Below are 11,700 nucleotides of genomic sequence, written 5' to 3'. Positions count from 1 at the left end.
ACGCGGACGCCGTAGCCCCTTCCCCGTAGGCGGACACCTCACCGGTGGGTGACGGCGCGTGCGTACTCGTGCGTGTGAGCGATCCCTCCCCACCGTCTGACGAGGACCCCTGCCATGACGCAAGCCCAGCTGCCCGACGAGCTGCCCACCGGCCTGCAGGACGCCCTGGAGAACCACGACCTGACCGGCGCCCAGCGCTGGCTGGACGGCAGCCCGCCGCACCTGATCGCGGACGAGCTGGCCCGCATGGACAACGTCGACGCCGTGATCGCCTTCCGGCTGCTGGCCAAGGACCAGGCGATCACCGTCTTCGAGGAGCTGGAACCCGTCGACCAGCAGGCCATCCTGATGGGCCTGCGCGACACCGCGTTCCACGAGGTCGTCGAGGGCATGGACCCCGACGACCGCGTCCGCATGCTGCGCGAGGCCCCCGCGAAGATCGCCCAGCGCGTGCTCGCGGGCCTCAGCGCCCGCGAGCGCCGCCTCACCGCGGCGCTGCTCGGCTACCCCGAGGGCTCCGTCGGCCGCTACATGACGCCCGAGACGGTCCCGCTGAACCAGCACCTCACCGTCGAGCAGGCCCTCGCGCGCGTACGGGCGCGGGGCGCCGACGCCGAGACCGTCTACACGCTCCCGGTCGTCGACTCCGGGCGCCGCCTCACCGGCATCGTGGAGCTGCGCGAGCTGGTGCTGAGTCCCCCGGACCGTACGGTCGCCGACCTGGTCGTCACCGAGGCGCCGCGCGCGCAGGCGACGGACCCGGCCGAGGACGCGGCGCGGCTGATGCGCGAGACGAACGTGCTCGACCTGCCCGTCGTGGACAGCGAGGACCGGCTCGTCGGGCTGCTGACCATCGACGACGCGGTCGAGGTGATCGAGGCGGCGGACACCGAGGACGTCGCGCGCCAGTCCGGCTCCGCGCCGTGGGAGGGCCACTACATGGCCGCCTCCGTCTGGCAGCTCGCCCGCTACCGCGTGGTGTGGCTGCTGCTCCTGCTGCTGGCGGCGACGCTGACGGTGAGCGTGACGCAGGCCTTCGAGGGCACGCTGGAGCAGGTCACCCAGCTCGCGATGTTCATCCCGCTGCTCATCGGCACCGGCGGCAACACCGGCGCGCAGGCGGCGACGGCCGCCGTACGCGCGCTCGCGGTCGGCGAGGTGCGCGGCTCGGACCTGCTCGCGGTCATCTGGCGCGAGTGCCGCGTCGGGCTGGTCCTGGGGCTGCTCCTGGCGGCGCTCGGACTGGCGGTGGGCTCGGTCTTCGTCGGCCCGGACATCGCCCTGGTCGTCGGCGTCACGCTGGTGATCATCTGTGCCTGGGCGGCGACGGTGGGCGGCACGATGCCGCTGCTCGCCAAGCGCCTGCGCATCGACCCGGCCGTGGTCTCGGCCCCCATGGTCACGACCCTGGTCGACGCGACGGGCCTGGTCATCTACTTCATGGTCGCCCGCATGGTGCTCGGGCTGTGAGCGGGCTGTGAGTCCCCCGGGGCTCGCAGCCCGCTCACAGCTTCCGTCAGCTTCCGTGCCGCACGCTCATCCGGTCACTTGGGGCGGCGGTGCGAGCCGGGCCGCCGTCCGGTGCCGCCCTGGCTCTGGGAGGGCACGGACTCGCGCTGGCGGGCCATCGCGGCGGCGTCCCGCTTGAAGAACCACTCCATCTTCGGCTCGATGACGAACCGGAAGAGCCTGGTGATCCACGGCGTGCACAGCACGGTCATCATGGTCCCGGCGAGCACGGTGATCGCGACCCGGCTCAGCGGGTGGTCGACCCAGTCCATCTCGTACCAGTCGAACTGGCGCGAGCCCTGGATGAAGAAGATGTGCAGCAGGTACGCGTAGAGCGTCCCGGCGCCCAGCGCCGTGAACCACATGTGGCGGCGCGGCACCCAGGAGAGGAAGCACGCGGTCATCACCAGGCCGCAGCCGAAGATCGCCAGGTACATCACCGCGCCGACCCAGGACGGGACGCCCATGTCGGCGGCCGCCTTGTCGTGCAGGAACCAGGCCTTGGACATCCTGGGCACGGCCCAGTAGGCGAAGACACAGGTGAGCAGCGTGACCGGCACCGCGATGTACCGCATCTGCTTCCGCTTGACGAGCTGGAAGTGGTGGGGACGGAGCTGGAGCCCGAGCACGAAGAAGGGGAGGAACTGCGCGACGCGCATCAGGTTGAGGTCGCCGCCGATGGACGGCGTGACGCTCGCGGCGACCGCGACCCCCAGCGCGACCGGCATCGGCCAGCGCAGGCTCTTCCAGATGGGGGTGGTGAGGCGCCACAGGAAGAGGGCCACCAGGAACCAGAGCGCGAACCCGGGCTCCTGGAAGTGGAACTCCCGGTCGGGGTCGTCGTTGGCCCAGCGCATGAAGTACGTGTAGCCGAACTGGATGGCGAGGTAGGGGACGACCACGCCGGTGATCAGACGTTTGACCTGGTTCGGCTTGCCCTCGAAACTCCGGGACAGATAGCCGGAGATGATGATGAACGCCGGCATGTGGAACGTGTACATCACGAAGTAGAGCGCCTCGGCCGTGCGGCTGTCGTCGCGCAGCGGGTCCCAGGCGTGCCCGATGCCGACGAGCACGATGGTGAGGTACTTCGCGTTGTCGAAGAAGGGGTCACGCTTCTTGGCTACTGGCTTCTTCTCCGCCTGGGCTGGCGGCTTCTGCGCCACAGGCGGTGTGTCGGAGGTGGGGGGCTCCTGGCGGACCGGGGGGAGCGGCGCCCGCTCATAACCAGCGTGCAACATCTGCCGCACCATAGCGGCTAAACCTGGGGGTCGTAAATTCCTGCCGCCGCACGTCTTCCCTGTACTCCGCTTCCTATTCCCCGCGTGGCGGAAGGGAGTTGGCTTTCCTTGCGAGGAATGTTCGATTTCAAGCGGTATGTCCTGGTTAAAGGGGGCATATGTGCCGCGTGGGACGCCTGAGGAATGCCCCATTGGCGGAAGTCTGTGACGCATGTGACCGAGGCCACAAATCCCGGTTCACTTCCGGGAATTCACTTCCGCTCGCGGCACCGGGTGCCGAAAGTAATGCACCACGTGCACGCCTGCTGTATGGCGCATTGATCAGGCCGAATTTCTGGCCGAATGAGGGACGTATACCCAACGGCGAGTCTATACGGACGCCCCCGGCGCCCGGTGCCCGCCCGGGGGAGGCACCCGCGCCGCGCGGGCCCGGTCGCCACTCTCCGTCGTCATCGCCCCTGAGCTTCCCCCGATGATGCGTCACCCGGGTCCACCCGGGCGGAAGTTGGTGGCACGATGGACGGGCGCGGGGGTGTGGCAGCGCTGGCAGACCCCCTGGGCGGGTGAGGCGTTCCGACCACGAGGGTGTGAGCAGTTGTGGCCATTTCACTGTCCGTAGTGCTGCTGTTGGCAGTCATCCTGGTCATGTTGATCCGGAACGGCTCCATCAAGGGAGGTCCCGCGGTCGTCGCCGTGCTCTTCGGCTTCTTCCTCGCCTCCACGGGCATGGCCCCGTCGATCAACCGCTTCCTCAGCTCGCTCGCGGACTCGATCAACTCGATCAACTTCTGAGCACGACGAAGGCCCGGCCCCCCGAGGGGGCCGGGCCTTCCCTCCGTCCGGAGGGGTGGAGCGGGCGACGGGAATCGAACCCGCGTAGCTGGTTTGGAAGACCAGGGCTCTACCATTGAGCTACGCCCGCGTGGCGACCGCACCCGCTCTGCCTGGACGTCGGACGGACATCCGGCAGGCCCGGAGCGGCACGGACTGCATCGTACGGCATGTACTCTACGTGTCGCACCGACGGGGTGTGGCGCAGCTTGGTAGCGCGTCCGCTTTGGGAGCGGAAGGTCGTCGGTTCGAATCCGGCCACCCCGACCACGTACTATGAGAGACGCGCGTGCCTGTGCCGTGTCCGCATTCTCGTGATCGCGCTGCTGCAGCTGCTGATCACGGTGCTCGATGGTCCGCATACGGGGCGCCCCTCAAGATCAACCCCCAAGAAGCCAGCCCCAAGGAGACCGACCGTGAAGAGCGCCGTGGAGACCCTGAACCCGACCCGGGTTCGGCTCACTGTCGAGGTGCCCTTCGAGGAGCTCAAGGACAGCCTCGACGCGGCGTACAAGAAGATCAACCAGCAGGTCACGGTGCCTGGCTTCCGTAAGGGCAAGATCCCTGCGCGAGTGATCGACCAGCGCTTCGGCCGCGGCGCCGTCCTCGAAGAGGCCGTGAACGACGCACTGCCGAAGCTGTACCAGTCCGCCGTCGAGGAGGGCGAGCTCAACCCGCTCGGCCAGCCCGAGGTGGACATCACCGAACTGAAGGACAACGAGCTGCTGGCCTTCACGGCCGAGGTCGACATCCGCCCCGAGATCGAGATCCCGGACTACTCCGGCATCGAGGTCGAGGTCGAGGCCGCCGAGGTCGCCGACGAGGACGTGGACAAGGCCGTCGAGCAGCTCCGCGAGCGCTTCGCCTCCACCTCCGTCGTCGAGCGCGCCGCCGCCGAGGGCGACGTCGTCAAGGTCGACCTGGAGGCCAAGGTCGACGGCGAGGTCCTGGAGGACGGCGTCGCCCAGGGCGTCGACTACACCATCGGCTCCGGCGAGCTGCTGGACGGCATCGACGACGCGGTCACCGGCCTGGAGGCCGGCGGCACCGCCACCTTCACCTCCGAGCTCAAGGGCGGCTCCGCGGCCGGCCAGGAGGCCGAGGTCACGGTCACCGTCGAGACCGTCTCCGCCCGCGAACTCCCGGAGCTGGACGACGAGTTCGCCCAGCTCGCCAGCGAGTTCGACACGCTGGAGGAGATGCGCGAGGACAGCCGCAAGCGCCTCGCCGAGCAGAAGAAGTACGACCAGGCGACCCAGGCCCAGGAGAAGGTGCTCGACGCCCTCCTGGAGCTCATCGAGATCCCGGTCCCGGAGAAGCTCCTCCAGGACGAGGTCGAGACCCGTAAGCACAACCTGGTCAACCACCAGCTCGGCCAGCTCGGCCTGGACCTCGCGTCGTACCTGAAGATGCAGGACAAGACCGAGGAGGACTTCGAGGCCGAGCTGAAGGAGCAGGCCGAGAAGGGCATCCGCACCCAGTTCGTCCTCGACGAGCTGGTGAACAAGGAGAAGCTGAACGTCAGCCAGGAGGAGCTCACCGAGCACCTCATGCGCCGCGCCCAGTCCTCCGGCATGAGCCCCGACCAGTTCGCCCAGGCCGTTGTCGAGGGCGGCCAGGTGCCGATGCTCGTGGGCGAGGTCGCCCGCGGCAAGGCGCTGGCGACTGTCGTCGAGTCCGCCACCGTGAAGGACACCAACGGCGAGGTCGTCGACCTGGACGACGAGGACGAGGACGAGGAAGCCGTCGAGGAGGTGGCCGAGGCCGCCACCGAGTCCGACGAGGCCGAGGCCGAGACCAAGGACGAGGCCAAGAAGGAAGACGCCTGATCTTCCTCCGCTCGTACGAAGACCCCCGGAACACCGTTCCGGGGGTCTTCTTCGCCCTGTAAGGGGCGCGGGGAACTGCGCGAGCAACCGGCCGGGTGCCGCACCCGGCGTCGGCGCGGCCGGGGCAGACGCGTCTGCCGGGCGCACGCCGTCGGCCTCCGCGAGCGGCCCCTGGTTGCGCGCGCAGTTCCCCGCGCCCCTAGGGAGAAGGCGCAACCTGCGCTCACAGCGAACAGGTCTTATCGCGGGATGGCCTCCGGCAACGTGCGCGTTAGGGTCCCAGTAGACGAAGACCCCAGTGACGGCGGGCCCCCGGGCAGCCGTCCGGATACGAGCAGGTGGACACGTGACGCTTCCGATGCCTTCCGCCGCCGCTGAGCCCAACTTCGGTGGTGGCCTCGGCGACCAGGTCTACAACCGGCTGCTCAATGAGCGGATCATCTTCCTCGGCCAGCCGGTGGACGACGAGATCGCCAACAAGATCACCGCGCAGCTCTTGCTCCTCGCGGCCGACCCGGACAAGGACATCTTCCTTTACATCAACAGCCCGGGCGGCTCGATCACGGCCGGCATGGCGATCTACGACACCATGCAGTACATCAAGAACGACGTGGTCACGATCGCCATGGGCCTGGCCGCCTCGATGGGGCAGTTCCTGCTCACCGCGGGCACCCCGGGCAAGCGCTTCGCGCTGCCGAACGCCGAGATCCTGATCCACCAGCCCTCCGCGGGTCTCGCGGGCTCGGCCACGGACATCAAGATCCACGCGGAGCAGCTGCTGCGGACCAAGAAGAAGATGTCCGAGCTGTCGGCCGCGCACAGCGGTCAGAGCGTCGACCAGTGGACCCGCGACGCCGACCGTGACCGTTGGTTCTCCGCCGAGGAAGCCAAGGAGTACGGCCTGATCGACGAGGTCTACGGCTCCGCGGCGCAGCTCCCCGGCGGTGGCGGTACGGGCGCGTGAGCCCCGTCCAGCCCGTCCGCCGTCCGCAGCCAGCCCCTCTCCAGGAGAACCTTCCGATGACCTCCCTCAACGCCTCCGGCTCCGGGCTCTACACGGGCCCGAACGCCGAGTCCCGCTACGTCATCCCGCGCTTCGTCGAGCGCACCTCGCAGGGCGTGCGCGAGTACGACCCGTACGCGAAGCTCTTCGAGGAGCGCGTGATCTTCCTCGGCGTGCAGATCGACGACGCGTCGGCCAACGACGTCATGGCGCAGCTCCTGTGCCTGGAGTCGATGGACCCCGACCGGGACATCTCGATCTACATCAACTCTCCCGGCGGCTCCTTCACCGCGCTGACCGCCATCTACGACACGATGCAGTTCGTGAAGCCCGACATCCAGACGGTCTGCATGGGCCAGGCGGCGTCCGCCGCGGCCGTGCTGCTCGCGGCCGGTACGCCCGGCAAGCGGATGGCCCTGCCGAACGCGCGCATCCTGATCCACCAGCCGTACAGCGAGACCGGCCGCGGCCAGGTCTCCGACCTGGAGATCGCGGCGAACGAGATCCAGCGCATGCGTGACCAGTTGGAGGACATGCTCGCGAAGCACTCGACCAAGGACCGGGAGACCATCTCGTCCGACATCGAGCGCGACAAGATCCTCACCGCGGAGGAGTCCCTGGAGTACGGGCTGATCGACCAGATCGTGACCACCCGTAAGTCCTCGGTCGGAGTCTGACGGCGATCCGTCGGATTCCCTCAGGGATCCCGCACAAGTTCCCGCACCCCCTTGGACCGACCGGGCAGGATCAGACGGTCCGTCCAAGGGGGGCCCATTCCGGCGGCCGGGCAAGGTACCGTCGGAGAGCACGTACCTCGGTCCGCATCCACCCGCGGATCCCAGGCGAAGGGGAAGCTCCTCGTGGCACGCATCGGTGATGGCGGCGATCTGCTCAAGTGCTCGTTCTGCGGCAAGAGCCAGAAGCAGGTGAAGAAGCTCATCGCGGGACCAGGTGTGTACATCTGCGACGAGTGCATCGATCTCTGCAACGAGATCATCGAGGAGGAGCTCGCGGAGTCCTCCGAGGTGCGCTGGGACGAACTGCCCAAGCCGCGTGAGATCTACGAGTTCCTGGAGAGCTACGTCGTGGGCCAGGAGGCCGCGAAGAAGGCTCTCTCCGTCGCGGTCTACAACCACTACAAGCGCGTCCAGGCCGGTGAGAACGCCACCGGCCAGGGCCGGGACGACGGCATCGAGCTGGCCAAGTCCAACATCCTGCTGCTCGGCCCCACGGGCTCCGGCAAGACGCTGCTCGCGCAGACGCTCGCCCGGATGCTGAACGTGCCGTTCGCGATCGCCGACGCGACGGCGCTCACGGAGGCGGGATACGTCGGCGAGGACGTCGAGAACATCCTCCTGAAGCTGATCCAGGCCGCCGACTACGACGTCAAGAAGGCCGAGACCGGCATCATCTACATCGACGAGATCGACAAGGTCGCCCGTAAGAGCGAGAATCCGTCGATCACGCGGGACGTCTCCGGTGAGGGCGTGCAGCAGGCACTGCTCAAGATCCTGGAGGGCACCACGGCCTCGGTGCCGCCGCAGGGCGGGCGCAAGCACCCGCATCAGGAGTTCATCCAGATCGACACGACGAACGTGCTGTTCATCGTGGGCGGCGCCTTCGCGGGCCTGGAGAAGATCATCGAGTCCCGGGCCGGGGCCAAGGGCATCGGCTTCGGCGCGGACATCCGCTCCAAGCGCGAGATCGAGGCGAGCAACCAGTTCGAGGAGGTCATGCCGGAGGACCTGGTGAAGTTCGGGATGATCCCGGAGTTCATCGGCCGCCTCCCCGTGATCACCAGTGTCCACAACCTCGACCGCGAGGCCCTGCTCCAGATCCTCATGGAGCCGCGTAACGCGCTGGTGAAGCAGTACCAAAGGCTGTTCGAACTCGACGGCGTGGAGCTGGACTTCGACCGCCCCGCGCTGGAGGCCATCGCCGACCAGGCGATCCTCCGCGGCACCGGCGCGCGCGGCCTGCGCGCCATCATGGAGGAGGTCCTCCAGTCGGTGATGTACGAGGTGCCGTCGCGCAAGGACGTCGAGCGCGTCGTCATCACGGAGGAGGCCGTGCACTCCAACGTGAACCCGACCCTCGTCCCGCGCGCCCGCGGCACCGAACAGTCGGACCAGCGCCACGAGAAGAGCGCGTAGCGCGGCCGTACGAACGTACGAGAAGGCCCCGCCCCCGGAGAACCGGGGCGGGGCCTTCTCGTACGTGCCTGTGCGCGCGATCAGACCTTCACACGGGCGTCGGAGCGGACGTCGGCCGCCAGCTGAGCCGCCTTGTCGAGCGAGAGCCCGCCGGACATGTCGGCCATGGAGACCGCGCCGATGGTGCTGGAGTCGCCCCAGACGCAGATCTTCATGCTCAGGGTGTCGACCTTGAACTCCTGGCACTTGAGGGAGTCGCCGTCGAAGCCGGAGGGGCTGTACGCCTTCGGCTTGCCCGTGGGCTTGCCTATCGGCGCGAACTCCTTCTGCATCTGCTGGACGAGCCAGTCGACGCCCGCCTTCGGGTCGTCCAGCTCCCCGTAGGCGCCGCCGAGCTGGAGCTGCTTGGTGCCCGCCCGGTACTGCGCCGTGAGGTCGCCGTCCGCCTTGAGGCCGGGGATCTTCTTGCCGCCGCCGGGACCGTCCTTGGTGAAGACCTCGCCGCTCTTGCCCTTCTTCGGCTTCTCCTTGAGCGTGTAGTCCCCGGCGACCGTCTTGGGGGCCGTCAGCTTGTACGAGGTGTCGTCACCGCCGCCGACGACGCCGGTCGCGAAGAGGCCGCCGACGAGGGCGCCGACGACCACGAGGGCGCCGACGACGAGGCCGATCGTCTTCCCCTTGCCCCCGCCGCCGGGCGGCTGCGCGGGCGGGGGAGGCGGAGGCATTCCCGGCCCGGCGTGTGGCTGGCTCATGCTGACGTGTCCTCTCTGCCGGTCAGTGTGAAGAGGACGGCGTCCGGCGGAGCTCCGCCGGACGCCGTCCCGAGTGTGGTGTGCGACTACTTGATCTCGACGCGGGTGTCCTTACGGACCTTGGCGGTCGTCTCGGCCGCCTCGGAGATCGGTGCGCTCTTGCCGGTCATGGCCGCGGCGAGGTCCACCGACATGACGGTGCCGACGGTGCTGTGGTCGGCCCACATGCAGAACGGGATCTTGACGGTCTTGCCGGGACTGGCCTCCGTCGAGGCGTTCTGGCACTTCATGACCGCGTCGTCGGCGCCCGCGGGGCTGACCTTCTCCGGGCTGCCTTCGAGCTTGGTCTTGCCGCCCTCCTTCGACGCCTCCTGGGCCATCTTGCCGAAGGCGGCGTCCAGGACCTTCTCCGGGTCGTCGATGTCGCCGTAGACGCCGGCGAACTGGAGCTGCTTCGCGCTCATGCCGGAGCCGGACTTGTACGCGGCGTTGACGTCCTTGAGGTTCTTGACGCCGAACTCCTCGAAGTCGCTCTTGGCCTCGGAGTCGAAGCCGGAGCCGCCGCCGGACGGGCTCTTCTGGTAACTGCCCGCGACCGTGGCCGGGGTTATCAACTTGTACTTCTTGCCGTCGTCCGCGACCTTGCCGCCGCCACCGTCGTCGTCGCCGCCGGTGAAGAACAGGATGCCGCCGATCACGGCGCCCACGACCACCAGGGCGCCGACGATGATGCCGATCGTCTTGCCCTTGCTGCTGCCGCCGCCCTGCGGGGGCATCGGCATGCCGGGCTGGCCGGGCTGACCGTACGGCTGCTGGGGCTGCTGGGGCTGGCCCTGCTGCGGGTAGCCGTAGCCGCCCTGCTGTTGGGGCGGGGGCTGCTGCTGGTACCCGCCGGGCTGCTGGCCCTGCTGCGGGTAGCCGTAACCGGGCTGACCCTGCGCGCCACCGTACTGCGGCTGCTGCTGGCCGTACGGGCCCGGCTGCTGGGGCTGCTGCCCGTACGGGCCGGGCTGCTGGCCGTAGGGCCCAGGCTGGTTGTCACTCATGGTGGCGCTTCCCCTCCGTGAACAAATGCTTGAATGCGCGCCGCACATCCTCTCCCATCACGCGAGGCACCGCCCCTGGGGGAGCGAAATCGCAGCCCCCCGGGTGCGAGATCGTGAAGAAGCACGGGTGGCATGTCCGCCTAGATGGGGAAATGACAGCGCCCGGCGGGTACCCGCCGGGCGCTGCCAACTGTGCTTTTTCTGTGACCCCGGAGTTACTTGATTTCCACCCGGGAATCCGAGCGGACCTTCGCGGTGGTCGCGCCCGCGTCGTCGATCGACATGCTCTTGCCGGTGAGGACGGCGCCCGGGTCGGCCACCATCACGAAGCCGATCGTGCTGGTGTCGCCCCACATGCAGAACGGGATCTTGAAGCTGTCGATGGACGAGCTGCTGCCGGGAGGTGCGCTGAACTTGATGTTCTGGCACTTGAGGACCGCGCCCTCCTCCAGGCCCGGCGCGTTGACCTCCTCGGGGGAGCCCTCCAGCTGCGCCTTGCCGCCGCCGCCCGTGTCCGGGTCCTTCACGGCCTCCTTGGCCAGCGCCGCGAACGCGACGTCGACGACCTTGTCCGGGTCGGCGATCTTGCCGTAGGCCCCGCCGAAGTGGAGCTGCTTGGCGATCTCGCCGGTGCCGGACTTGTAGGCGGCGTTGACGGACTTCGGGTTCTCGACGCCGAACGAGGCGAGCTTGTCGGTGTCGTTGCCGCCGAAGGCGGAGGCGCCCGAGGAGTTGTCCTTCTTGTACTCCTCGGCGACCGTGGCCGGGGTCGTCAGCTTGTACTTCTTGCCGTCGTCCGCGACCGAGCCGCCGCCCTTGCCGCCCTTGCCACCGTCGTCGTCGCCGCCGGTGAAGAGGAGGACGCCGCCGATGATGGCGCCCACGACCACCAGGGCGCCGACGATGATGCCGATCGTCTTGCCCTTGCCGCCACCGCCGCCCTGCGGGGGCATCGGCATGCCGGGCTGGCCGGGCTGGCCGTACGGACCGGACTGCTGGCCGTAGGGACCGGGCTGGCCGGGCTGGCCGCCCTGCTGCGGGTAGCCGTACCCGCCCTGCTGTCCCTGGTCGCCCTGCGCTCCGGCATAGGGGTTCGGGCCGCCAGGCTGCTGGCCGTACGGTCCCGGCTGCTGGCCGTAGGGGCCGGGCTGCTGTCCGTAGGGCCCCGGCTGCTGGGGCTGCTGCCCGTACGGACCGGGCTGGTCGTTGCTCATCAGAACTCCTTGCTCGGACACCCCGCTCCCGGACCGCACCTCTCCGCCCGTGCGGGCGGGGAGTTCCGTGACGCGGCGATTCCCTCCGTGAACGTATGCCATCTCGCATACGTGAATACGCT

At 68.7% G+C, this 11,700-nt stretch carries 10 protein-coding genes and 2 tRNA genes; 7 read left to right on the top strand and 5 right to left on the bottom strand.

From position 1 onward, the window contains the following. Window positions 1–114: 114 nt before the first annotated feature. On the top strand, window positions 115–1,470 hold the full coding sequence (gene mgtE / locus ACGF3A_RS30890; protein ID WP_393733674.1) for a magnesium transporter: 1,356 nt from the start codon (window positions 115–117) through the stop codon (window positions 1,468–1,470). Window positions 1,471–1,544: 74 nt separating this feature from the next. Here the strand turns inward: mgtE and ACGF3A_RS30885 are convergent, their stop codons facing one another. Next, window positions 1,545–2,762, bottom strand: a complete 1,218-nt coding sequence (locus ACGF3A_RS30885; protein ID WP_393733673.1) for an acyltransferase family protein — start codon at window positions 2,760–2,762, stop codon at window positions 1,545–1,547. 585 nt (window positions 2,763–3,347) lie between these two features. Between ACGF3A_RS30885 and ACGF3A_RS30880 the strand changes: the two genes are divergently transcribed. Beyond that, window positions 3,348–3,542: a hypothetical protein gene (locus ACGF3A_RS30880; RefSeq protein ID WP_393733672.1), complete on the top strand. Its 195-nt coding sequence runs from the start codon at window positions 3,348–3,350 to the stop codon at window positions 3,540–3,542. 56 nt (window positions 3,543–3,598) lie between these two features. Here the strand turns inward: ACGF3A_RS30880 and ACGF3A_RS30875 are convergent. Continuing rightward, window positions 3,599–3,672, bottom strand: a tRNA-Gly gene (locus tag ACGF3A_RS30875). A gap of 102 nt (window positions 3,673–3,774) precedes the next feature. Between ACGF3A_RS30875 and ACGF3A_RS30870 the strand changes: the two genes are divergently transcribed. The 5 genes from ACGF3A_RS30870 (at window position 3,775) to clpX (ending at window position 8,566) form a co-directional block, all read left to right on the top strand. Next, window positions 3,775–3,851, top strand: a tRNA-Pro gene (locus ACGF3A_RS30870). A gap of 146 nt (window positions 3,852–3,997) precedes the next feature. Beyond that, window positions 3,998–5,410, top strand: a complete 1,413-nt coding sequence (gene tig / locus ACGF3A_RS30865) for a trigger factor (RefSeq protein WP_393733671.1) — start codon at window positions 3,998–4,000, stop codon at window positions 5,408–5,410. A 358-nt stretch (window positions 5,411–5,768) separates the two neighbouring features. Continuing rightward, a complete protein-coding gene (locus ACGF3A_RS30860; protein ID WP_393733853.1) occupies window positions 5,769–6,374 on the top strand; it encodes an ATP-dependent Clp protease proteolytic subunit in 606 nt (201 codons plus the stop codon). Between the two features lie 56 nt (window positions 6,375–6,430). Further along, window positions 6,431–7,090: an ATP-dependent Clp protease proteolytic subunit gene (locus ACGF3A_RS30855; protein WP_393733670.1), complete on the top strand. Its 660-nt coding sequence runs from the start codon at window positions 6,431–6,433 to the stop codon at window positions 7,088–7,090. A 183-nt stretch (window positions 7,091–7,273) separates the two neighbouring features. Beyond that, window positions 7,274–8,566: an ATP-dependent Clp protease ATP-binding subunit ClpX gene (clpX, locus tag ACGF3A_RS30850; RefSeq protein WP_393733669.1), complete on the top strand. Its 1,293-nt coding sequence runs from the start codon at window positions 7,274–7,276 to the stop codon at window positions 8,564–8,566. Between the two features lie 80 nt (window positions 8,567–8,646). Here the strand turns inward: clpX and ACGF3A_RS30845 are convergent, their stop codons facing one another. The 3 genes from ACGF3A_RS30845 to ACGF3A_RS30835 form a co-directional block, all read right to left on the bottom strand. Then, a complete protein-coding gene (locus ACGF3A_RS30845; RefSeq protein WP_393733668.1) occupies window positions 8,647–9,318 on the bottom strand; it encodes a hypothetical protein in 672 nt (223 codons plus the stop codon). 86 nt (window positions 9,319–9,404) lie between these two features. After that, entirely contained in the window at window positions 9,405–10,364 is a 960-nt protein-coding gene (locus ACGF3A_RS30840; protein WP_393733667.1) for a hypothetical protein, read from the bottom strand. A gap of 215 nt (window positions 10,365–10,579) precedes the next feature. Beyond that, window positions 10,580–11,578, bottom strand: a complete 999-nt coding sequence (locus ACGF3A_RS30835; protein ID WP_393733666.1) for a hypothetical protein — start codon at window positions 11,576–11,578, stop codon at window positions 10,580–10,582. Window positions 11,579–11,700 lie beyond the last annotated feature (122 nt).

This window comes from Streptomyces sp. NPDC048172, assembly GCF_043202595.1.
In the GTDB taxonomy this organism is placed as follows: domain Bacteria; phylum Actinomycetota; class Actinomycetes; order Streptomycetales; family Streptomycetaceae; genus Streptomyces.
The sequence above is the reverse complement of the archived record's forward strand: the minus strand, read 5'-3'. Positions and strand labels throughout refer to the sequence as shown.

Coding starts and splice junctions, on each gene's coding strand:
- mgtE (WP_393733674.1), top strand. CDS start 115: ATGACGCAAGCCCAGCTGCCCGACGAGCTGCCCACCGGCCTGCAGGAC.
- ACGF3A_RS30885 (WP_393733673.1), bottom strand. CDS start 2,762: ATGGTGCGGCAGATGTTGCACGCTGGTTATGAGCGGGCGCCGCTCCCC.
- ACGF3A_RS30860 (WP_393733853.1), top strand. CDS start 5,769: ATGCCTTCCGCCGCCGCTGAGCCCAACTTCGGTGGTGGCCTCGGCGAC.
- ACGF3A_RS30855 (WP_393733670.1), top strand. CDS start 6,431: ATGACCTCCCTCAACGCCTCCGGCTCCGGGCTCTACACGGGCCCGAAC.
- ACGF3A_RS30845 (WP_393733668.1), bottom strand. CDS start 9,318: ATGAGCCAGCCACACGCCGGGCCGGGAATGCCTCCGCCTCCCCCGCCC.
- ACGF3A_RS30840 (WP_393733667.1), bottom strand. CDS start 10,364: ATGAGTGACAACCAGCCTGGGCCCTACGGCCAGCAGCCCGGCCCGTAC.
- ACGF3A_RS30835 (WP_393733666.1), bottom strand. CDS start 11,578: ATGAGCAACGACCAGCCCGGTCCGTACGGGCAGCAGCCCCAGCAGCCG.